Genomic DNA, 23,189 nt, shown 5'->3' with positions numbered 1-23,189 from the left:
CACAAATAATTGCAAATATTTCATTTTCAATACCTAATAAAGGCATTTATTCCTTACCTTTATCCTATTGAAACAAAACTCAACCCCAGCCATGTTTATCGGCGCAGTCAAATGGTTCGACAATAACAAAGGATTTGGTACTCTTGCGTTACCTTCCGGAGAAGAACTCTTTGTGCATATACGCAGGTTTAAAGTTCCTCCAGAACATATTATTCAACCTGGAGAAGTTATTGTTGGCGACAAGAAACCCGACCCTAAAAGGAGCGGTTATCTCGCTCAGAACTGCAGGATTCTCAAAAGGCCCGAAGATTGGAAATTCGTCATCTCGCTCCTCGACAAAGAACACACCGTACTCCTCCCCGACAGCCACGGTCGAGAACAAAAGCATAACTTAACCTCATTAACAGCAAGACAACTTTTAAGAACCCAGCCCAGAGAACATATTGTGGTCATGCTGACCGCTAATTTTGATGTTCATTTTGATAGCTCAATTTTCATTTCCTATGCCGAATTGATCGATAAAAGCATTACTGGTGTTTTTGAGAAAGAAACCGCTTACGAGATACTTTCCAAAGTGTTCGAATACTTTGGGAAACATGTCTCGCATCAAATCCTATTTCGCGTATGGAAGGAAAGCATGTTTAAGTATCTTGGCTATCCGGCAGAAGGCGACTACGAAATTCCTGAGCTTGTATTTAATCTGAATGCCACAGAAATCAATTGTGAGGATCTTGCCAGAATTAGCACCTACAGTTATGGAAAATCCTTTTGTACTGATTTTGTAAATGCACTATTTGACGATCTAGAAACAATGGATAAGCAAGATATCGAGCCGCTGCTTCCATATATCGAGTTCTTAGAGAATGAGGCGTCTATCGAAAAAATACAGACGTTGCTGCAAGAATAGCTTAAACTATTTAATCTCGTAAAATTAGCATGCAATCCGCCCTAATATAAATAAGCGAGATCAGACAAAGAATCTGAACTATTGATTATCCTTCGTATGATAATAATTGAATATCTACGAAGGATAAGTTCTTCACCTAAAATTCTCTTAGTGCGCTATGCAGGTAATTAAGAATGATTGATACCCATTCCACCGTCCAAAACAAAATCAGCGCCAGTGATGTAAGATGCATGATCACCACTCAGATAAACAACCATTTTAGCGACATCCTCAGCTGTACCTATCTTTTTGAGTGGAGATTCTGCTGCCAACTTATTCCAAATATTTTCGACAGTCTGCTGGTCATAATTCTTGTTAAGAACATCCGTCCTAGTCGGACCCGGACTCACGGTGTTTACACGAATTTTACGGTCTGCAAGCTCCATTGCTGCTGTTTTGGCAAAGGAATTAACGGCCGCTTTACTCGCTTGATAAATCGAACTCGCTGGCATATTTAAGGTAGCTACATTAGAAGAAAGAATAACGACAGACGCACCATCGCGAAGAAGTGGAATAAACCTGCTCAATGTAAAATATGAGCCTTTTAAATTGATATCCATTACTGCATCAAAATTCGCTTCTGATGCTTCATCAATAAAACCTCCTTCACCTGTAATACCGGCGTTGATAAATAGTACATCTATATATCCAAACCGATCTTTTATTTCTTGAGCAAGTTTTTCAATATCCTGTAGTATAGCCTGATCCGCCACGTAGGCTGTTGCTCCTATCCGCTCAGCGGCTTGATCAATAGCTTGTTTTCTTCTTCCTGTAATAATAACTTGTGCCCCATTTTCCCTAAACTCCTTTGATGTTGCAAAACCAATTCCACTATTCCCTCCTGTAACTAAGACGACTTTGTTTTCTAAATTTTTCATTGTTCTATTTTTTGACAAATATATCGGGTATTTGATATACATTTGATACCAGTATAATGGAGTATACCAAAATTACCATGGAAAGAAATCAAGTAGAAGAACTAAGGGCATTACAAGACACCCTGTATTTTATAGGTGGAAAATGGCGTATTCCCATTATCAATTCATTATGCAACGGTAATAAACGGTTTCGAGAAATTGAACGAAGTATCCCTGGGATCACCACTCGTATGCTGTCCAAAGAATTGAAAGATATGGAACTCAACAAACTCGTTAATAGAAAAGTCTATCCGGAAAGCCCTGTGTTAATTGAATACCTACCGACTGCCTATTGCCGGACATTTGGTAATATCATCCAAGAAATGATTAACTGGGGCCGAGAGCACAGAAAGGTGATTATTGAAGAATCTGTAGAATAGACTTTTGAGCTCTATTCTACAGATTTAAATCGAAGTGCAGTAAGACTGAGTTTATCACCATCCCCCTCCACTAAAGAAACAGTAATTTTGTAGCGCCCCGGAGCCTTAAATTTCATCCATCCCCAAGGGTACCAATTATACACAGAAGAGGCCGCTTGCTGATTCTGCACGATCTCCCCAGCCGAGTTTTCGATCTTCCACACCACTCTCCCCTGCCCCGTATAATTGAGATCAATTTGATAATAGCCTGGCTTAACAATGTCTATAGCGTACGTTAGTTTACTTTCATCAGCCCATTGCCCTACTTGAACCACATGCTTCCATTCACCGAATTTTTCCATCCAGGATTTTCCAGTTTTATTACATCCTTCAACTTCAGCAAAATCAACAGGCACAATTGTCTCCATCGCCGGATCAACACCTAACATTTTATCAATAACGGGCATTCCCTGCATAACTACCTCAATCACGGAAACCAATGGATCGGGAGCTACACCTGGCGTATTGATTTTTAACCATTTTCCATCGAACGTGTAATTCAAGGACTTTTTGCCGTTGGAAGTTAAAAGGCTAATCGACTTTATCCCTTTTGTTAGGCCCGGAACAAACAACTTTCCATTGGCCGGCCAATGATAGACCAACAACGAAATCTTACGCCCCTGTACAGTAGCATCTCCCCAGGGTAAGGCATGCCCCCAAGGTGACGCTTGCGCCCCATAAACGGTTTCAGGATATTTCCGGATCCAGGCACCCGCACCGCGCAACGCTAAACTCGCTGGTTCTGGAATAGTCCCGTCTGGCTTGGGGCCAACATTTAACATATAAGTCCCACCTCGACCAACCGTCGACAATGTACGCAATAGGATCTCGCGAGCACTCTTCCAATTATTGTCGTACCAAGCATACCCCCAAGAATCGTTGGTTACATCCACTGCTTCCCAAAGACCTGGAACATTCTGCCGCGGTACTTCCATATCTCCTAAAGTAGAATAATCCCCGAGCCCATGCCCAACTCGCCCTGACACATACGCCCCAGGTTGATTTTTATGAACCAATTCGACAAGTTTTTGTGCGTATTTCTTATCCATCCCACCTGGAGTATCGAACCAGACCAGTTCTATCGGTCCATACTCAGTTGTAATCTGATTCACCTCAGGATAACATTTCTCCCAAAAATAATCATCAAATGTTTTCGGCTGACCAGCTGCATTCACCTTGGGGCCTCCATTTCCGCCAGGATAGGTCCAATCCTGATTTTGCGAATAATAGAACCCAAAACCAATTCCCCCCTCTTTACATGCTTTTGCGAGCTCAGTCATTGGATCACGCTTAAAATCAGTAGCCTCAACAATATTAAAAGAATTCACCTTAGAATGAAACATCGAAAATCCATCGTGATGTTTACTTGTAATCACGATGTAACGCATTCCAGCATCTTTTGCAAGCTGCACAATAGCTTTAGCATCAAAATGATCTGGACGGAAAGAACCCGCAGCGGCCATATAGTCCGCAACAGGGATATTGGCCATACTCTTGTTCATGAGCCACTCCCCTATGCCATAAAACGTTTTTCCCTTCCAGGTATTTGCTAGCTGCGAATAGATTCCCCAATGGATAAACATCGCATATTTGCCTTCACGGAACAGTTTCCCTCTATTTTGGGCGATCGGTTTATTTCCCCCCTCACCATTCCACATTTGTTCCATCTGTTGCGCTGAAACCTGGTTCACAACCAACCCCGCCAGTGCTAGACAAAACAATATCTTTTTAATACCTATTTTTAACATCTTAGACTTTGGGCAGGTTATAACCATTATGATAAATTTTCGCCAGGTACTGGTCGGCATCCTTATCATTGAAACTGCGCTTTTGTTTGTCCCAGAACAATTTCTTTTTGGCCCGATAAGCAATATTTCCCATTTGTGAGAATATCGCGATATGTGCCCCAGCTTCTATCGGAGCATGTAAACCCTCCACAGATTTCTTTCTAACTGCTTCTACAAAATTAACCATATGCTTGTCCAATCCATTATCCTGTGAACGTTGAAAAGAGACAGCATCCATTCGCCCTTTCTCCGGGATAACTTCCCAACCCTCACGATTGACGACCAAGGTACCATTATTGCCAATGAAAGCAACTCCGTGAGTCTTTTCGTAAGGCCCCAAATCTATCCCTGTTGCCTGCTCCCATTGAACATTAAATCCATCAAACTCATATACCGTTGTTAAACTATCTGGAGTTTCAGCGGCATCGTCAGGATAAGCAAATTTACCGCCAGCAGCCATAACCGAAACAGGATCTGATACTTTCATTCCAATTAGCGCATAATCCAACATATGTACACCCCAATCGGTCATCAAACCACCCGCATAATCCCAATACCATCTAAAATTGAAGTGAAAACGATTGGGATTAAACGCACGTTTTGGTGCTGGCCCCAACCATTTATCATAATGTACTCCCGCGGGAACAGGAGCGTCTGCCTGAACCGGAATACTCTTCATCCAACCTTGATAAGCCCAAGCCTTAACAAGACGTATTTTCCCCAATTTTCCGCTATGAACAAAATCCATCGCATCTCTGAAATGTTGTTGGCTACGTTGCCACTGCCCAACCTGTACAACGCGCTTATGCCTTTTAGCAGCTGCAACCATAATTTCGCATTCCCGAATGGAGTTTCCAATCGGTTTTTCGACATATACATCTTTTCCGGCCGCAACAGCATCAACCATTTGCATACAATGCCAATGATCAGGTGTAGCGACAATAACAACATCAACGTCATTTGCTTTTAGGAGGTCTTTATAATCGATGTAAGTCTTCACATTAATATTGCGTTTCTTTAATTCCTCAGCTCGATTCCCCAAAACATTTTCATCGACATCACATAATGCCGTACACTGCACTCCTGGTACCTTCAAGATGGCGTTCAGATTGGACCAGCCCATTCCGTTTGTACCGATCAGCCCTACACGAACCGTATCAGCTTGAAAACCGAATACTTTCGTCTGTGCAAAAAGTGCTGATGCAGCCAATAGACTCGTATTTCGTATAAATTCTTTTCTCTTCATTGTTTAGTTTGGTTTATATTGATATTGTGTATTCATTACTAGGAAGACGATTATCTTGGGATCCCCCCTAGCGAGATTACTAATATAACATTTAGTCTTTAGGATGAAGAATATTAATCCAAACAAAATAGCTGAAATATAACACTTTGAATGCTGTAGATAATTTCTATATTTGTTAAAAACAAGCATAAAACCATGGGCCGAAGAACTTGTCTTTCTCCTCCAGCAAAATAATATAGTGCAATGTCAAACGAATAATGGCGTCCGATTAGGAGCAAATTCGGATGATATAAGGATTAACTATTTATTTAGCTTTTAAATTTCCCTTTTGGGAAAGACATTTTTTTATGAAAAAATCATATTTAGTACTTCATACCGCAGTACTGCTCGCAGGCTTCACCGGTGTTTTCGGCAAGCTAATTACCCTCAATCAAATACCACTCGTCTGGTTTCGGGTTTTACTCTCAACAATCATCTTATTCCTCGTTCTCAAATTATTCAAAATTGAGCGTTTAAAATCCACTAAAGATGTGTTTAAAATTGCGAAGGTCGGCCTATTAATCACCATCCACTGGATATTTTTTTATGGTAGCATCAAGTTTTCCAACATTTCCATTGGCGTGGTTTGCTATTGCCTAACCAGTTTTTTTACCGCTGTATTAGAGCCAATCATCAACAAGAAAAGATTTAGCGCAGCGCAGCTCATGTTAAGTATGCTGACATTGATCGGAATCAGTTTAATCTTTCATTTTGATAGCTCTTATCAACTTGGGATTATTTTGGGTGTAATTTCAACTATTTTTGCGGCTTTATATACCATTTACAACGAGCGACTAGTCAAACAATATGATAGTAAATTGCTCAATTTTTATCAGATGCTTAGTGGCACCATTGTATTGGGACTCGGACTGCCCATTTTCTATTATCTATTTCCCACCGAACGTTTTATACCGAGCTTTTCTGATGGGGTCTATTTAATCTTGCTGGCTTTATTTTGTACGGTTGGCCTCTATGTTCTTTTTGCTGAATCACTCAAGAAGCTATCTGCATTTACGGTCAATTTGAGTTTCAATCTCGAGCCCATCTATTCGATTATCATTGCTTTTTTATTCTTCAACGAAGGCAAACAAGTCAATGCTTCCTTCTATGTTGGACTCGCTCTTGTGCTCGTTTCTGTTCTTCTCCAAACGATGCGCTCTATCAGAAAAAAAACTTAATAGTCCCTTATTCCATAGGCAAAAATCGCATTGATTGCCTATGGAACCTTTATTTTAACATTAAGAAAAGAATTAATTTTCATCACATTTCTTAGGCAGATGGTGCCTTTGGCAGACTCGCAATATGTTGTCCGGCTTTCATGCCGGAGAAAATACATCCCCCCAAAAATGTACCTTCCAGTGCCCGATAGCCGTGCATCCCGCCACCACCAAATCCAGCCACCTCACCCACAGCATACAAGCCCTTTATCACCTCGTCATCCTTTGTTAGCACTTGTGCTTGGAGATTCGTTTTAAGACCACCTAAGGTTTTCCGGGTCAGTACATGGAGACGTACCGCAATAAGCGGTCCATTTTCCTGCGCCAGGATTTTATGAAGGGCTGCCACTCGGCCTAATTTATCACCAAGGTAATTCCGTGTATTCCGGATGTAATTTACTTGCGTGTCCTTTGAAAACTTATTATCTACTTCCCGGTCACGCGCTTCAATTTGCGATTTAATTGCTTCATAATCCAATAGATCCTCCCCTGCCAAACGATTCATACGAGCTACCAGATCCTTTAGATTGTCCGAAACAATAAAATCAGATCCTTTTTCCTTAAAAGCCTCAACGGGCCCGGGCGCATTTTTCCCAAAAATGCGCTTCAAAAATAAGCTGTAATCCTTGTTGGTAATATCTGGATTCTGTTCTGAACCCGAAAGAGCAAACTCTTTTTTGATAATCTTCTGCGTCAAAATAAACCAGGAATAAGAAAAGCCTGTCTCTTGCAGGTGCTTGAGTGTACCCAAGGTATCAAATCCAGGCAAATAAGGAGCAGGAAGTCTGTTGCCGCGGGCATCAAACCACAATGAAGAGGGCCCAGGCAAGATACGGATGCCGTGGTTAGGCCATATTGGATTCCAATTTTCAATCCCTTCCGTATAATGCCACATGCGATCGCGGTTTATCATATGAGCCCCAACCTCTTCCGCAATTCCAATCATTTTTCCATCGACATAGGCGGGAACACCTGAAATCATTTGTGCCGGCGCTTTCCCTAATCGTTCAGGCCAATTTTCGCGTACCAATTGATGATTTGCACCGATTCCTCCCGAAGCAATAACGACCTGATCTGCATAATATTCAAACGCCGCAAGAATAGTTCTGTTGGTTGCAATACCCCTTGCTTTGTTATCATCTTCCAAAACATCGCCCGCAATTCCAATGACCGTGCCATCTTGCGTTAGCAATTTTGTCACGCGATGTCGAAAACGAAACTGCAGAAGACCTTTTTCCTGCGCAGCATAAGCTTTATCCACAAAAGGTTTCACAACTCCGGTTCCGGTCCCCCAACTGACATGAAATCTAGGCACAGAATTACCATGCCCCGAGGCCGAACCATCACCGCGCTCTGCCCAACCGACCATAAACATCAACTTTATGCCAAGCTTAGCAATGTAGGCCGACTTTTCTTCCGTTGCAAATTTCAAGTAGGCCTCAGCCCATTGTCGTGGCCAATAATCCTCCTCGCGGTCAAATCCGGCAGTCCCCATCCAATCCTGTCGGGCTAGTTCATAAGAATCCTTGATACCCATGAGACGTTGTTGCGGCGAATTGATAAGAAAAAGTCCCCCGAAGGACCAATAGGCCTGCCCCCCTAGATTTTCTTCCGTTTCCTGATCTACAAGAAGCACTTTCTTACCAGCATTGGTGACTTCCATTGCTGTCGTAAGTCCTGCCAAGCCAGCTCCAATGATAATCACGTCAGGTTTAAATTGTTCTACTTTTTGCATCGTTATCCTTTTGCTCAACTGCTTATTCCAATAAAAATGGTATTGATCGCCTTCGAAAAGACTTACTGCATGACATAAATTTACTAGTTTATACAGGAATGAGCAAGAAAAACTTAGCTATAACTGTTCAAGCTTTCCCTAAAAAAACACCTAATGATATATCATAAAAATAATAGAATAACCTAATTTAAATTATTTTAATAATAAAAATAAGGGTTATAACTTTGTGCTATCAATCATTAAAATAATAGTAAGCGCCATTTCGAACAGATTTATTTGGTAAAAAAGGCGCATTAGCGTAATAAATAATTTTAATAGGAAACATAAAAAAATAAAAAAATGGAATACAGAAAATTAGGAAAAACAGATTTAGAATTATCAGCAATTACTTATGGAGCTTTCGCCATTGGTGGCAACATGTGGGGCGGAAATGAAAAGAAAGATTCTATTGATTCTGTAAAAGCATCGATCGACAATGGTGTCACTACATTGGATACAGCCCCTTTTTATGGATTTGGTTTAAGTGAAGAAATGATCGGTGCGGCAATTCAAGGTTACGATCGGACCAAAATACAGCTATTGACGAAATTTGGTTTGGTATGGGACGGTAGTAACCAAGGAAAAGGTGAATTTTTCTTTGATGCAGAAGAAGCTGGTAAAACTATTCCAGTTTATAAATATTCGTCAAAAACTAGTGTAATTCATGAAGTAGAGAATAGCCTAAAACGCTTACGCACGGACTACATCGATCTACTTCAGATTCACTGGCCAGATAGCACGACCCCGATTTCGGAAACGATGGAAGCCTTGGATCTTCTTTTACAACAAGGTAAGATCCGTGCCGCCGGCGTCAGCAATTATAGTGTCGATCAAGTTTCAGAAGCACGGAAGAACCTCAACATTGCGAGTAATCAAGTTGGTTACAGTATGTTGAACCGAGGTATCGAACAGGACCTTGTTCCTTACGCAAAGGAAAATGATCTAGGGATCATTGTATATAGCCCTATGGAGCGCGGTTTATTAACCGGTAAATATTTTAACACAGGTAAATTAAAAGAAAGCGATCACCGCAATGGTTATTTCCAACAATTTGATCTGGCCAAGGTAAAGACCTTCTTGGATACCATCAGTCCAATTGCCACTAACAAAGGTGTAACGCTTTCTCAATTGGTATTACGCTGGACCAGTCTACAGCCTGCGATCACTGTGGTTTTAGCAGGTGCCCGAAATGCAGAGCAGGCCATAGCAAATGCTCAAGCCATCGATATCACGCTTACCGTCGAAGAACTATCATTTATCGATCTTGCATTGGCGAAAATTTAATATTCAGACCTGAAAATATTTATTCAATTGCCAGTACTTCCTACGGGCGTACTGGCATTAAGAACATTACAAGGGTATGTCCTCAAATAAAATACTGCACATAGGTTACCACAGTCATCACATGGTATGATCTAGCTTATGGTAAGAGCGACGAAAACATTATTGCCTTATTGTCGAAAAGTCATCGATAATCTTCATTAATACAACAGCCTCCTCAATCGGAGATGGATTAGGCCCGATGCCGCTGAAATAATCTACTGTGCGCGAAATCATTGGCAATTGAATATTTTCAGGATGATCAAATAGGAATTCCTTCTCGCCATCTCTTGTTTTGATAACAACTGAATTTCCAAAAATAGAAAAAGTAATATGCCCGAGGCTTCCTACAATTTCAACCTTATCTACTTGGTTTTCTTTGGCAACATTAAAACTCCAAGTTCCATTAAAGACAAGCTGATAAAGACAAGCTGATTTTCAAACAAAATGGTCCCTGTTGTCTGATCAGCTACAGCACTTTCTTTATCTTGAATCAAGCTAAAACCATGATATGAAACCGGCATTCCAAAAAAATAGATCATCAAATCCAATTGATGTGGGGCTAAATCAAAGAAATAACCTCCCCCCGAAACGGCAGGGTCAGTACGCCAATCTCCGGCACCTTTAGTCACCAAGTCGGGGGTTCTGCTTTGCCATAAACGCAATTGGACTGTCCTTAATTCGCCAATTTCACCACTTTCAACAAGTTCTTTAACTTTTAGAAACAAAGGCAATTGCCGCCTATAATGTGCAACAACCAACTTTCCGTCACTTTCTTTTACTTCCTGCAATAATGTTTCTGCTTCTATCGCATTTAACGTAACGGGCTTTTCAACATAAACAGATTTCCCCCTACGCAGGGCAGATACTGCATACGCGAGATGAGATGACGGTGGCGTTGCAACATAAATTGCATTGAGATCGATATTATCGAGCAAATCGTCCGCATCTGAATACCACAAGGGGACTTGATGTCGAGTAGCATAATCAGCAGCTTTCACCGCATCTCTTCGCATTACAGCCAATAGCTGACTATTATTTATCCGATTAAACGCTGGTCCGCTTTTTTTTTCCGTGACATCACCACAGCCGATGATACCCCATACAATTTTAGGATTATCCATAAGTATATTCAAATTATCGTTAAAATTCTGACCAATAATCCCGATATCTGGCCAGAATTACAGTACACACATCGAAGTACTGGTCTGATTTCTTAGGGCTTTTCACGGCCCACAAATCGGTTTTTACCCAAAAGAAAACCCATTGCTTTTTCAATATTTTTTCTTCGACTGTCCGCCGTTTTTAAGGAAGAAATATAGCGGATGATTTCCTTTTGCTTTGATGGAGACAATCCATCGAATACCTGCAGAGCTTCCTTATTTAGTGCAAATGCTGCTTCGAGTTCGGGGTGGGGTAAAATAGTCCGGTCTTCAGGATCAAAAGCGATTGTTACGGCTAAGGTCTCCCCGATTCGTTTCGGCGAATTCGACAATATAACCGTGTTAATGTACAGTCTCCACTCCCCCTTAAACCGCAGCAACGTCTGAACATAATCCTTTTCATTCACTTTTCCTTTCACAGGAATATATCCTTTGTTTGTTCCTGCATCCTTGAATAGGTTTTCCAGAATATCCGTAGGAACATAAACAAAAGGATTGATACCAATAATTTCCAATTGTGCTTCGAAGGCAAACATGATATGATCAATTAGGTGACTAATTATGCTTCAGAATAGTATCTATATCCGTCAATTCATCCGCCGTAAAGTCCAGCCTGTCCAGGGCCTTGAGCGAATCAACCAGCTGTTCACTATTTCTTGCCCCCACCAAAACTGAGCTTACGCGTTCATCTTTCAACAACCATGCAATTGCCATTTGCGCCAATGTTTGACCTCTTTGTATCGCAAGATTATTCAACCGGTCGATCTTCTCCATTAATTCTGCAGTGATCATTTCACTTTTCAAAAAATGCTCTTTCGAAGCGCGTGAATCTGCCGGAATACCCCCGAGGTATTTGTTGGTCAGCAGTCCCTGCGCCAAAGGAGAGAAAGCGATCGCTCCGATTCCTTCTGCCTGCAGCACATCCAAAAGTCCCTCCTCAGGTGTCCGCACCAGCATCGAATACTTAGGCTGATGAATAAGGCATGGTGTCCCCATTGCACGCAATAACGCTGCAGCTTTCTGAGCAAGATCAGGAGGATAATTGGACAAACCTACATAGCAGGCCTTTCCTTGATGAACAATATCTCGCAATGCTGCCATTGTCTCTTCCAACGGTGTATTCGGATCCGGTCGATGATGGTAAAATATATCCACATAATCGAGCTTCATCCGTTTTAAGCTCTGATGTAAGCTGGCCATCAAATATTTACGACTTCCCCAATCACCATAAGGACCTGGCCACATGGTATATCCTGCTTTGGTAGAAATAAGTAGTTCATCACGATAGCCCACAAAATCGGCATGCAATATATTCCCAAAGTTTTCTTCTGCACTTCCTGGGGGCGGTCCATAATTATTGGCAAGGTCAAAATGGGTAATCCCACGATCGAAAGCCGTAATTAAAGTGTTCCGAAATACAGCTTGAATATCAGTTTCACCAAAATTTTGCCAAAGCCCCAATGAGATGGCAGGTAAGAAAACACCGCTCTTCCCGCAGCGTCTATAGGGCATATGTTGATATCGATTTGGATTGAATGTCACGTTACAAAGTTTATACCTGCAAAATACAAAACTATTTCCAACAGTGCAGCGTATTTCCCGATTTCGCCTTCTTACACAAACCTCCTTTTAACATCATATCATTTAACAACAGGTCATGTTTTAACACCCTATCGATTAACAACAGATCATGTTAACCTTAGGAAAACAGGCTTCAATGAATAATTCTTTTTGCATAGAAACGTATTTATATTGCATATAAAAAGCAATTTATCTAAGTTTGATGATATCCAAAAATTAAGGCAATTAATTAGACATAACATGATCAGCAGGTTTTTCAGAAAATTTTATTTACATATTGTCATCTGGACTATACTACTGCTGTTACCCTTTATAACTTACCTCTACCAACCCGATAAAATCGCGGATTTCAAAGCATATTCAGCATTATCGCATTTAGTAAATATCGTATTCCTGGCTGCTAATTTTTACTTGCATTGCTATGTTGTTGCACCTACCTATTTTTTCGGTCGCAGAAAGATTTTTGTGCTATTAATCGCACTTGGATTTGCCACATACGTGGTGCTCAACTACATCATAGTCTATTTCAATCCAGATGGAGAACTTGCCCATTTGACCAAAGAGAATATTCTTTTTGTGCGCTTGGTGATTGGCCCCGGTATCATTTATTCCCTTTGTATGATTACTTCATCCATGATCTTTCTCTATGATGAACAAGCCCGACAAAAGGAGCTCAACAAACAGATCGCGCTTGAAAAAACAACGGCAGAACTAACGATGTTAAAACTTCAGATCAGCCCGCATTTCCTATTCAATACACTTAATAATATCCGTTGGCTCATTCGTAAACAATCACCAGATTCAGAAGACACTATTGTTAAGTTATCCGAAATGCTACGCTATATACTTTACGAAGTAGACGGCCCCAAAGTCGAACTTTTTAAAGAGATCGACCATATGCGCAATTTTATTGCCTTACAGACCCTTCGTCTTCCTATTAAAGGAAATGTAGCACTTGATATTGAAAATACGGTCAAAAACAGAATGATCCCCCCATTACTCTTCATACATTTTGTGGAAAATGCATTCAAGTATGGTGTGGATAGCAAAACAGCTCCACAGATACAGTTTCAATTTCAGGAAACTCCAGGTGGCATTATCTTTATATCCCGCAATAGAATCTTACAACATACAGAACCACGTCCAAACGAAGGGATAGGACTGACCAATGTACGCAGACGATTACAATTATTGTATCCCAATCGACATGACCTCAAAATCAGAAAAACCGACGTTGGAGATTTCGAAGTAACCCTCAAACTGATGACCGATGAAGATTAAATGTATACTTATTGATGATGAACCCTTCGCGCTCAATATCCTCGAAGACGACTTGTTAAATTTTGAGCAAATCGAAGTAACAGGTAAATTTAATGCGACGGCCGAAGCGGAAGAGTATTTAAGAGATCACGCTATCGATCTGATTTTTCTGGATATTGAAATGCCCGATCAATTGGGCACGCAGTTTATTCGCGAACTCGCTCCCCGCCCCCTAGTTATCTTCACCACGGCCTATCACCAATATGCTGTCGAAGGTTTCGAACTAAATGCCATTGATTATCTGCTTAAGCCCATTTCAAAAGAACGACTCGCTGCTGCAGTCCGGAAAGTGGAAGAGGGCATGCTGCTCCGTGCAAAGCAGCTCCCCGAACAGGATCATATTATCGTCAATGTCGAATACAAAAAGACGAAAATTTTTCTTCACGAAATCAGTTACATAGAAGGTTTGAAAGACTATGTTAAAATATACCTGGTAGACCGTGAATCACCGCTTCTTACACGTAGCAATTTACGTGGAATGGAAAAAATATTACCGATCGCAGACTTTTTACGTATACATAATTCCTTTATTGTCAATAAAAATCGTATTGGGCAGGTGTCTCAAAACAAACTTACTTTACCCGAAGCCGCCCTCCCTATTGGTAAAAAATATATCAAAAATATCGAACAGTTTATATAATGTACCGAATCGTATCGTTATAATTATCCATTCGTCTACACATTCGCCACTTCGGTCTACAGATGATTGCATAGCTAAAAAATCCTTTTCAAATTTGTGTACTATCATACAGCCTAATCCGCATAGACGATAGTATAGCAAAGAAACAATGAAAAGAATTATAGCAATAGCGCTAATGGCAACTGCGGTTGCTTCTGTACACGCTCAAGCCCCTGCAGGCGGCCGTCCTGCTTTCACCATGTCTGAAGGCCAGATATCGGGTCAGATTGTAGACGGTGAGGGGAAACCTATTTCGCAAGCTTCCGTGAATTTATTGAAGGTCGTCAAAGACCAAACTACAGGTAAAGAAAGGGAAATTCTCGTAAAAAGTACCAGTTCATCGGAAAATGGAAAATTCAATTTCCCTGGTATTTCACCAAAAGAAAAATGGAAGCTAAAAATTAGCTCTGTCGGGTATACGTCAATCGATCTTGCTGTAGACTATAGCGATAGCAAAACAGCAGCTAAAGATCTTGGTGCGATCAAACTGGACAATGACACGCGTAAACTCGATGAAGTCACTGTTACGGGCCGCAAAGCACTACTCGAAATGGACATCGACAAAAAAGTCTTCAATGTAGAGAAAAATATCGTTGCAGCTGGAGGTACCGCCATCGATGTACTCCGAAATATGCCTTCTGTACAAGTAGATATCGACGGAAACGTAAAACTGAGAAATGCAGCCCCTACAATTTTTGTCGATGGAAAACCTACAACACTCACCCCCGACCAGATTCCTGCCGATGTGATCGATAAAATCGAAATTATCACAAATCCTTCCGCCAAATATGATGCTTCGGGAAGTATGGCCGGTATCCTCAACATTATTCTGAAGAAAAATAAGAAAGCTGGATACAATGGTATGGTCACCTTAGGTGGAGACCGCTTTGGTGGAACCAACTTTATGGGTAGTTTAAATCTGCGTCAAAATAAATTCAACATCTCACTGACGGGAATGAATATGCGCATGCGGACCAACACCGAGGGCGACAGCCACCGTACCAGTACAATTAATGGCATAGAATCAACAGTAGATCAAGATATTGAAGGCAAAACAAAAGGTATGATTACCTTTGGCCGACTCGGCGTAGATTACGACTTAAGTCCCAAAACAACGCTATCTGTAGCCGGCGTATTGGTTCAGGGTAAATTTAAGCCGAATGAGAACTCGTCGATCTCAACCACCTCTGGCAATAGCAAATCACTCAGCGATCGGATTTCCGAATCTGAAAGAAGCTTTAAACCACGTGGGTTGCAGGCAGGTCTTGTTCAAAAATTCAAAACTGAAGGCGAAGAATTATCTGTCGATTTCAATTATTTTGGCGGTAACAACACATCCAATGGTTTATACACCACCAATTACCGCAATGCAAGCGGGGAAATCAGCGGAACTCAAATCCAAAAAAACATCGGTTCCGGTGACAATAAGTTCATGACTGTGCAGGCAGATTATGTCAAACCATTCAAAAATGGCATGAAACTCGAAACTGGTGTGCGTGCACAGATCAATAAACTCAAAAATCTCAACAATAATTCCTTAAAAGCAGTAGGCGAAGATGATTTTGAGAATATCACCGCAGCTTCAGCGAACTATAACAATAAAAACAGCGTCTATGCAGCCTATGCCTCACTTGGAGGAAACCTCAAGGACTGGGTATCCTATAAAGTTGGGCTGCGCGCAGAAAGCTCAACTTACGACGGTGAACTTTTGAATACAAACGAAAAGTTCCACAACAAGTATCCCTTGAGCTTATTTCCTTCTTTGTTCTTGAGCAAAAAGCTAACCGAAAAAGACCAAATACAGATGAGCGTAACCCGTCGCGTCAACCGCCCGAACTTCTTTCAGCTCATCCCATTTGTTGATTACACGGACAGCTTGAATATTACACGCGGTAACCCTGACCTTGTTCCTGAATTCACAACATCCGGCGAACTTTCCTACAGCCGTACACATGGAAAAGGTACATTTTTGGCAACGGTATACTATAAACGCACAAACAATCTAATTACACGTTACCTGACACAGGAAGTCAATCCAGTCACAAACAAAATGGATTTCATTAACACCTATATCAATGCCAATTCCAGCAAGAATTATGGGGCAGAATTCACTTATACCAATAATCTCAAAAAATGGTGGGATCTGACTGCAGACCTTAACTTCTATAATTCCAAAATTGAGGTGGATGAGAAAACGCCTTCGGAAGGTATGTGGACAGTATTTGGAAAATTGAACAATACATTCAACTTACAGAAAAACTGGAATCTACAGCTAGCGTTTGAATATCAAGGCAAAACAAATATGCCAGTTACGCAGGGACAAACATTCGGTCCACCAATGAACCAGGCGCAAAGCTCTTCACAAGGCTATATCAAACCATTCTATGGTATCGACTTTGCCATTAAGAAAAGCTTCTTGAAAAATCAGGCTGCCTCAGCAACATTGGCCATCAACGATATCTTCAGAACACGTGGCAATACCATTGTTTCATCGGGTGAAGGATTCTCTCAAACCTATTATCGACTGTCGAATCCACAATTGATCAAATTGAACCTTTCTTACCGTTTTGGAAAAATGGATATGAATATGTTTAAGAAAAACAAAAACCAGAATTCAATGGAAGGCATACAAATGCAATAACATGTGGATCATATCACAATCAAAAGCGGGTATTTCTTGTAGGAAATACCCGCTTTTTTATTAAACAGCGTCAAAGACTAGACGACTGTATTGGATATATTCTTCTTTTCAAGTATTTCAACAATTTCCAGTAGATCATCAATCACATAATCGGGATTTGCCGATCTGAGTTGAGCCGCATCATGTGCACCTGTTGTTATGCCAATACTCAAAGCGCAACCCGCTTGTTGCCCCTCCTGTATATCGATGATAGAATCACCAATTTTAACGACGAAACCCGGATCCGTAATTTCAAATTTTTGCATGGCCAGATGAATCATATCTGGATAAGGTCTGTTTCGAGGTACATCAGAAGCAGTAATTAATGCATCTACATCTTTGCCAACTTTCCAATTAAGCTTCTCCAAAAGTGACTCGGCTGTCTTACGATCATAGCCCGTATTGAGCACACGCAAGATACCCCGCTCTTTCAAGATCGCAAAAAGTTCTTCCGCATTCGCATTAGGGTAAATTTCCTCGACTTCATAAGCATGTTCCAAGTCTTTCAAAAACAAAGTAAACATCCGTTGAGCCAATTCATCATCATCAACATCCAAACTATTTTTGAGTACAGTCTTAATTGCCTGTAGCTTCTCCTTCCCTGCAGCATGGGCCAATACCTCTGTTAATGTCAGTTCGTATCCCCCAACCGTATTTATAGCATTTCTAAGTGTTTTATAAACAATATTATTTTCGTTTACTGTCGTACCTGCCATATCAAATACGACCATATTGATGGCTTCTTTCATTCTATTCAATCTAAAAGTTTAGCAAAAATAAAAAAATGTTAAATAAAACTAAACAAAACCATGTTAATTTATTGCTATGATTTGGTTAAGAAAACTACTTTAACACACCACAAAATAATAGGTCCAGGCGATCAGCAAGATTTGAAACGGAATACGAAACCACAAATAGTTTGGACCCGCGCCATCAAAAGTAGCCGTCTCATAATTGATACGCCTTAAGTTTGCCCGAATATTTGTAGGTAATACCAGTAGAAAAAAGACAATTAAAAGGATTCCTGTTATGCGACTCACCTGCGGGACAAATAACCCAATTGCAGCTATGAATTCCATTAAACCGGTTCCATAGATCATTTCTTTTTTACATGGAACAAAATCGGGCAGCATCAACATCATTCCTTGGGTATAAAGTAGGTGTCCCAATGCAGTGAACAACAGCATCACCGCCAATCCAACTTTACCCGCTAAAAGAATATCCATCTCCCCCTTCAACAGCAATAGGATGAGATTGGATATAATGCAAACGACAATTAAAACAAAAAATGGTTTCATCTTTTTTATAACAAAAATAGGTGCCCTTCCTTTTGTTATCAATGAACATTTGTTAATAAATTTCTTTCCTGATCCGGCTTAACGATTGCGGTCTAATACCAATATAAGAAGCCAGATATTTTAAGGGAATGTTCCGAATAAGTTCGGGTTGCTCACGCATCAAATTGATATACCTGGTTTTTGCCGAATCTTCAAGTAGCGTCAGTTCCCGTTTCATTTTTTTTAGAAAAATGTCCTCAACCGCTTTCCGACCAATGAGGTTACCAACCGTTGTTGTTTGATATACCGCATGGAGATCCTCAAACGATATCCGCCATAAAATACAATCTGTTATTGCCTCGAGATGATACGATGAAGGCTGCTGCGTCAAGAAGGAATCGTACCCACTTACAAAAGAGTTTTCGAAAGCAAATCCAAAAGTAAAATCATAGTCCAGTTTTGGGATATTGAAACGTACAATTCCTTTTTCAATAAAAGATAAATACTGTTCAGTTTTTCCGATTTCCAAAATCAATGACTTTTTTGGAAACTCCCTCTTAACAAGCTTAGCGGAAAATACTTCCCAGTCCGTATCATTCATGACAACGAGCGATTCAAAATATTCTTTGATCTTGTCCATCATTCCTATTTTTTAAGAGCAAGATAAAAACTTCTGTTCAAATACATCGTAATGATTATTTACTATTTAATCGATTATTTATTTCAATAAACATACGACCTATTTTATCAAAAAATATTAACTTAAATACTATAAACTTTAATCATGAATATTCTTAACGAAAACGGCCCAGAACGGTGGCCTGCCTTTAGAAAATTAGGTTTTCGATTTTCCTTTATTTTCATTTTGTCGTTTATTCTTGTTTTTAATAACGGCACTTATCCTTTATATGGATATATCAGCACCCCTCTTACCCATTTTATGCAAAGGTTGACTCCCTGGTTTGCAGAAAATATATTGGGCTATTCTTACGACCACAGCATCTTCATCAACGGAAGTGGAGATACCTCCTATGCCTGGGTATCCCTATTGATCCTACTCCTACTGGCATTAGTTGGGGCAGCTTTATGGTCCATATTGGATCGAAGAAGAGCCAGCTACACAATCCTTTTCTATTGGTTAACCACAGCAATACGTTATTATCTTGCTTTTATGCTTATTAACTATGGACTGTACAAAGTCTTCTATATGCAAATGCAACCGCCGAGGTTAACACAACTCCTACAGCCATTGGGCGAGTATTCTCCTATGGGGCTGGCATGGACCTATATCGGTTACTCTCAAGGCTACAATATACTTATTGGTTCAGTAGAAATATTATCGGGCTTATTGCTTTTCAGAAAAACGGTAGTTGCTGGTGCACTTATTACAGTTGCGACCAGTATCAATATTATGGCCGTCAACTATTTTTATGACGTCCCCGTTAAAATGGTCTCTACAGCACTCCTGCTACTTTCCATATTTCTACTGCTTCCCTACTTAAAAGCATTGTTCGCAATTTTTATTTCAGGAAAACCTGTACAGTTACTCCCGATCCAACAACCCCTATTCAACAAAAGCTGGAAAAGAAAAAGTTTGTTTATCGCCAAATTGGTGGTGTTACTGCTCTTTATGGTGCAACAGGGCATGGGCATATTAAGTACAAAAAAAATGATAGCTGAGTACCAAACGAAGTCACCACTATATGGAATCTACCGTATTGAACAAGCGGGAACACAAGGCAAATCAATCCCCGAAAATTGGCGACTTATTGTTTTCGAAATTGATAACAACAAGGTCTTAATACGCAACACAGACTATACCCCACAAAGGGAGAGCGTTGTTATTGATGCAGCGGGAAAAAAAATTACCCTAAACAATTATCAATTTGATTATCAGATCAACCCTGACGGAAATATTCTTCTGACAAAAACCTTTGATGACCATATAGCGCACATTAAACTTATTAAACAAGACGTGCAAGCCTTCGAATTAATACAGCGCAAGTTTCATTGGGTACAGGAATATCCCTATAATCGTTAAATAAGAATCGTAAAAATTCAATAAAACAAATCGTACACTTAATACCTCCCCAGACCAAAATAACTATGTTTAATGCTGCAAACATAACAACATGCGACAACGAGGTAGAGCATCTCGGTTTTTTATATCGCATGCGGAATATCAGGGTACACACCTACCATATGCTCAAAAGTAAAGAAGTGGTGACCCTTATCTTAATACATTCGAGCGGAGGTAGGCGTGAGATTGATCAGGGGCAACATAATATAATGGGTTATCAAATTCATCTAATGTTCCCCGGTCAGTCAAGTTCTTTCTATTTTTTCAAAGAAACCGCTGTTTATCATTTTAGAATTCCCTCGCAAAATTTTGAAAAATTATGTCATTCGCTTTCAATCAACATAAAACTCCTTAAAGATTATCCGATACTTCAGGTCACGCCATATGAATTTGAAACGCTCCGCTATGAATTCGATAAGATCCGTAATGAACTCTATCGCTATCAGCCACCATTATCACTCATTTTAGCACGTTTGGCAACTAGCTTACTAGAGATTAACCACTCCTTAATCAAACACATCGATAATTTAGCACCATACGCTTATCCAGCCATCCTGAATCGCTTTCTTGAATTAGTAGAACTTCATTATAAACAAGAACACCATGTCGCTTATTACGCAAATTTACTGAATATAACTACAAAAAATCTTTGGATGCAAACACAGCAATACATGGAGACTAGCCCCCTCAAACTGATTCATAATCGTTTATTAAAGGAAGCTATGCACCTGCTGAGTTTGGGGGCCAATCCAATCAAGACTACACTGATTGAATTGGGTTTTGAGGACTCCGCTACTTTCTCTCATTTCTTCAAAAAACAGACAAATATGTCACCTTCAGCCTATCAAAAGAAACATTTACCGCATAAAAAAACATAAAAAAGGCTCCTACGTGATATACATGGAGCCAATATTTATTAAGAAAACCGCATTATAACGATCTTTTCTTCAACGTGATATTATCCAAAGATGCGTTTCCCTGTCCTACATTGGTAAATCCGATCCGAACAATTTTTTTATTCGGATTGATCTCCTTGCCAGTAACAAAATCAAGCTCCTGCTTTCCCCCTTTTTTTCCTAAATCAGGTATTAACGTCTTTAAATTCGACAACTTTCCTGTTACGACAGCGACATCATCGACTTCCACTTGGACTTTGTCTCCTTTACTCCAATAAACAAGTTTGAAGTCTTGTTGGGGATCCAAATAAACATATTGCTCTATTTTTTGACCCGGTGCAAGTACCACCGCTTTGCTCCCCTTTTCGCCGCGCCCTTCTTCGATGACCGCTGCTCCTTCCCAAGGTGCAAGGCCTGACTTACTCTCAAAATCTGGATTAGGCAATTCATTACCATCTTTTAAAGGCCAGTTATACGCCCGAATATAATCGACCTCCATATTGACTCCGCCTTCAGATCCATAGGCTCCAAGAAATACGTTCAAAAAGTGGTTGGGTGAATAAATCTGATTTTTATTCGTATACGCTTTGATCAGGTCTCCATTGATATAATGTTTAATACTTGTAGGTGTCCACAATACCCCATGTGTTACCCATTGTCCAACATGTTCATACCCCTCTGCAATATGTGTAGCAAGATTACGTTGAAATACCCCTTTTTGATCAACATGTCCATGTATCACAAACTGAGCCGTAATATATTCGAAAACGTCGATTTCAAAAAGCTGTCCCTTGGGGCGAATGCCTTTAATTCCGTCGACTTCGGATCCTTCTTGAAGATAATAACGAATGTCTGGTCCAGGTGAATCAAACCAAAAAGCGGTATTTGTTCCCTTGGGATTCCCCTGTCTGTTGCGCCTTACCTTAACTTCAAAGTACCCACCTTTGCTGTTGTCCAGTAAATTTTCATTGGACTTCCAATCGTAGGTTTGGATGGATGAAATCTTCTGGTTGCCACCCGCTGTAAAAATCCGTTTGGGAATAGTATCGTTGACATACAGATTGATCGCTGATCCATTTAAAGTATAAGCGGGTTGTGGCAAACGATCATGCAACATTTCATCCTTGGATTTTGCATTCAGATAGTTCAAGGATGAAAAATAGTTGGTCGTCCATTTATTCCGATTAAGTAATTGATCGTTAAATTCATCCTGCCAATAGACTTCCATACCAACAGGAACTGCTCTTGAACTTGGATTCTTTTGCTCTTCATCGAGTTCAGTATCATCCAGCTGCCATCTCTTACTCGTATACACTTTTCCATTCGCCAAGGATTTTCCTGTAGCAGATTCTATCCAGATATAATAGGTCGTTTCAGGCTCTACCTCCTGAATATAATAACGTTTGACACCTTCTGCCAATACCGCATTGGCTGTCTGCGGTTTCTTATTCGTTTTTGCCCAAAAGACTTTCGCTCCGGACATGCTCGGCTGATTATCCTTCATGTCTACACGGATCCAACTCCGGGTACCCAATAGCTGTAATGGTACATTTGACCTTGTCGTTTGAGCCGATAGCCCTAGCGCTGACATTACCTGAATACCTGCAAGAAATAGATATTTTTTCACAATTTTCTTATTTTATAAACGAACAAACTATAGTCAATATGCTTACGAACAGACTATAACCTTACGATAATAACGAGAATTATCAGCATTGGCAACTCTGATCAAAACGCAACCGTTTGTTCAATTTAGCGATTCCGAAAATTGGGACTTAAATAATGGATCTCACAACTCGAACTTTCCGTGCTAACGCGTTCTGGAGCATTGGTAAAGTCAAGAAAAAA

General features: G+C 40.3%; 20 protein-coding genes. 9 read left to right on the top strand and 11 right to left on the bottom strand.

The genetic code is table 11. The features are described from left to right. Positions 1 to 67: 67 nt before the first annotated feature. Positions 68 to 907, top strand: a complete 840-nt coding sequence (locus tag A9970_RS23610) for a cold-shock protein (RefSeq protein WP_182983961.1) — start codon at positions 68 to 70, stop codon at positions 905 to 907. Positions 908 to 1,074: 167 nt separating this feature from the next. Here A9970_RS23610 and A9970_RS23605 read toward each other — a convergent pair whose 3' ends face one another. Next, complete coding sequence (locus A9970_RS23605; protein ID WP_182983960.1) at positions 1,075 to 1,824, bottom strand: SDR family oxidoreductase; 750 nt, start codon at positions 1,822 to 1,824, stop codon at positions 1,075 to 1,077. 77 nt (positions 1,825 to 1,901) lie between these two features. Between A9970_RS23605 and A9970_RS23600 the strand changes: the two genes are divergently transcribed. Further along, on the top strand, positions 1,902 to 2,243 hold the full coding sequence (locus A9970_RS23600; protein ID WP_182983959.1) for a helix-turn-helix domain-containing protein: 342 nt from the start codon (positions 1,902 to 1,904) through the stop codon (positions 2,241 to 2,243). Positions 2,244 to 2,254: 11 nt separating this feature from the next. On the opposite strand, the gene A9970_RS23595 is transcribed toward A9970_RS23600, so the two are convergent. Then, positions 2,255 to 4,030: an alpha-L-fucosidase gene (locus A9970_RS23595; RefSeq protein WP_220801686.1), complete on the bottom strand. Its 1,776-nt coding sequence runs from the start codon at positions 4,028 to 4,030 to the stop codon at positions 2,255 to 2,257. Position 4,031: 1 nt separating this feature from the next. Continuing rightward, entirely contained in the window at positions 4,032 to 5,315 is a 1,284-nt protein-coding gene (locus tag A9970_RS23590; protein ID WP_182983958.1) for a Gfo/Idh/MocA family protein, read from the bottom strand. A gap of 347 nt (positions 5,316 to 5,662) precedes the next feature. Between A9970_RS23590 and A9970_RS23585 the strand changes: the two genes are divergently transcribed. Continuing rightward, entirely contained in the window at positions 5,663 to 6,532 is an 870-nt protein-coding gene (locus tag A9970_RS23585) for a DMT family transporter (protein ID WP_153845773.1), read from the top strand. A gap of 91 nt (positions 6,533 to 6,623) precedes the next feature. Here the strand turns inward: A9970_RS23585 and A9970_RS23580 are convergent, their stop codons facing one another. Then, positions 6,624 to 8,306: an FAD-binding dehydrogenase gene (locus A9970_RS23580; protein WP_182983957.1), complete on the bottom strand. Its 1,683-nt coding sequence runs from the start codon at positions 8,304 to 8,306 to the stop codon at positions 6,624 to 6,626. A gap of 339 nt (positions 8,307 to 8,645) precedes the next feature. Here A9970_RS23580 and A9970_RS23575 point away from each other — a divergent pair, with 339 nt between their 5' ends. Next, complete coding sequence (locus A9970_RS23575) at positions 8,646 to 9,629, top strand: aldo/keto reductase (RefSeq protein WP_182983956.1); 984 nt, start codon at positions 8,646 to 8,648, stop codon at positions 9,627 to 9,629. A gap of 401 nt (positions 9,630 to 10,030) precedes the next feature. Here the strand turns inward: A9970_RS23575 and A9970_RS23570 are convergent, their stop codons facing one another. From A9970_RS23570 to A9970_RS23560, 3 genes are all read right to left on the bottom strand, one after another. Beyond that, entirely contained in the window at positions 10,031 to 10,789 is a 759-nt protein-coding gene (locus A9970_RS23570; RefSeq protein ID WP_259655464.1) for a Gfo/Idh/MocA family protein, read from the bottom strand. 92 nt (positions 10,790 to 10,881) lie between these two features. Continuing rightward, positions 10,882 to 11,364, bottom strand: coding sequence for a YdeI/OmpD-associated family protein (locus tag A9970_RS23565; protein WP_182983955.1), 483 nt, complete (start codon positions 11,362 to 11,364; stop codon positions 10,882 to 10,884). 19 nt (positions 11,365 to 11,383) lie between these two features. Further along, positions 11,384 to 12,340, bottom strand: a complete 957-nt coding sequence (locus A9970_RS23560) for an aldo/keto reductase (protein WP_182984322.1) — start codon at positions 12,338 to 12,340, stop codon at positions 11,384 to 11,386. A gap of 309 nt (positions 12,341 to 12,649) precedes the next feature. Between A9970_RS23560 and A9970_RS23555 the strand changes: the two genes are divergently transcribed. From A9970_RS23555 to A9970_RS23545, 3 genes are all read left to right on the top strand, one after another. Next, on the top strand, positions 12,650 to 13,690 hold the full coding sequence (locus A9970_RS23555; RefSeq protein WP_182331166.1) for a sensor histidine kinase: 1,041 nt from the start codon (positions 12,650 to 12,652) through the stop codon (positions 13,688 to 13,690). Next, a complete protein-coding gene (locus tag A9970_RS23550) occupies positions 13,680 to 14,369 on the top strand; it encodes a LytTR family DNA-binding domain-containing protein (RefSeq protein ID WP_182983954.1) in 690 nt (229 codons plus the stop codon). Before A9970_RS23555 ends, A9970_RS23550 begins: the two co-directional genes overlap by 11 nt. Before the next feature lie 148 nt (positions 14,370 to 14,517). Then, positions 14,518 to 17,049 (top strand): outer membrane beta-barrel family protein, encoded by a 2,532-nt coding sequence (locus A9970_RS23545; RefSeq protein WP_182983953.1) that lies wholly within the window; start codon positions 14,518 to 14,520, stop codon positions 17,047 to 17,049. Between the two features lie 77 nt (positions 17,050 to 17,126). Here A9970_RS23545 and A9970_RS23540 read toward each other — a convergent pair whose 3' ends face one another. From A9970_RS23540 to A9970_RS23530, 3 genes are all read right to left on the bottom strand, one after another. Next, positions 17,127 to 17,837, bottom strand: a complete 711-nt coding sequence (locus A9970_RS23540) for an HAD family hydrolase (protein WP_153845765.1) — start codon at positions 17,835 to 17,837, stop codon at positions 17,127 to 17,129. Positions 17,838 to 17,936: 99 nt separating this feature from the next. Next, positions 17,937 to 18,386 (bottom strand): hypothetical protein, encoded by a 450-nt coding sequence (locus A9970_RS23535; RefSeq protein ID WP_182983952.1) that lies wholly within the window; start codon positions 18,384 to 18,386, stop codon positions 17,937 to 17,939. 52 nt (positions 18,387 to 18,438) lie between these two features. Further along, positions 18,439 to 19,008 (bottom strand): Crp/Fnr family transcriptional regulator, encoded by a 570-nt coding sequence (locus tag A9970_RS23530; RefSeq protein ID WP_259655463.1) that lies wholly within the window; start codon positions 19,006 to 19,008, stop codon positions 18,439 to 18,441. Positions 19,009 to 19,149: 141 nt separating this feature from the next. Here A9970_RS23530 and A9970_RS23525 point away from each other — a divergent pair, with 141 nt between their 5' ends. Continuing rightward, positions 19,150 to 20,406, top strand: coding sequence for a hypothetical protein (locus tag A9970_RS23525; protein WP_182983951.1), 1,257 nt, complete (start codon positions 19,150 to 19,152; stop codon positions 20,404 to 20,406). Between the two features lie 65 nt (positions 20,407 to 20,471). Next, complete coding sequence (locus A9970_RS23520) at positions 20,472 to 21,323, top strand: AraC family transcriptional regulator (RefSeq protein ID WP_182983950.1); 852 nt, start codon at positions 20,472 to 20,474, stop codon at positions 21,321 to 21,323. 52 nt (positions 21,324 to 21,375) lie between these two features. Here the strand turns inward: A9970_RS23520 and A9970_RS23515 are convergent, their stop codons facing one another. Continuing rightward, positions 21,376 to 22,968: a glycoside hydrolase family 16 protein gene (locus A9970_RS23515; protein WP_220801685.1), complete on the bottom strand. Its 1,593-nt coding sequence runs from the start codon at positions 22,966 to 22,968 to the stop codon at positions 21,376 to 21,378. Positions 22,969 to 23,189: the final 221 nt, after the last annotated feature.

The organism is Sphingobacterium sp. UME9, assembly GCF_014170215.1.
GTDB lineage: Bacteria > Bacteroidota > Bacteroidia > Sphingobacteriales > Sphingobacteriaceae > Sphingobacterium > Sphingobacterium paramultivorum.
Note: the sequence above shows the minus strand (reverse complement) of the source record. Positions and strands in the feature narration are given on the sequence as shown.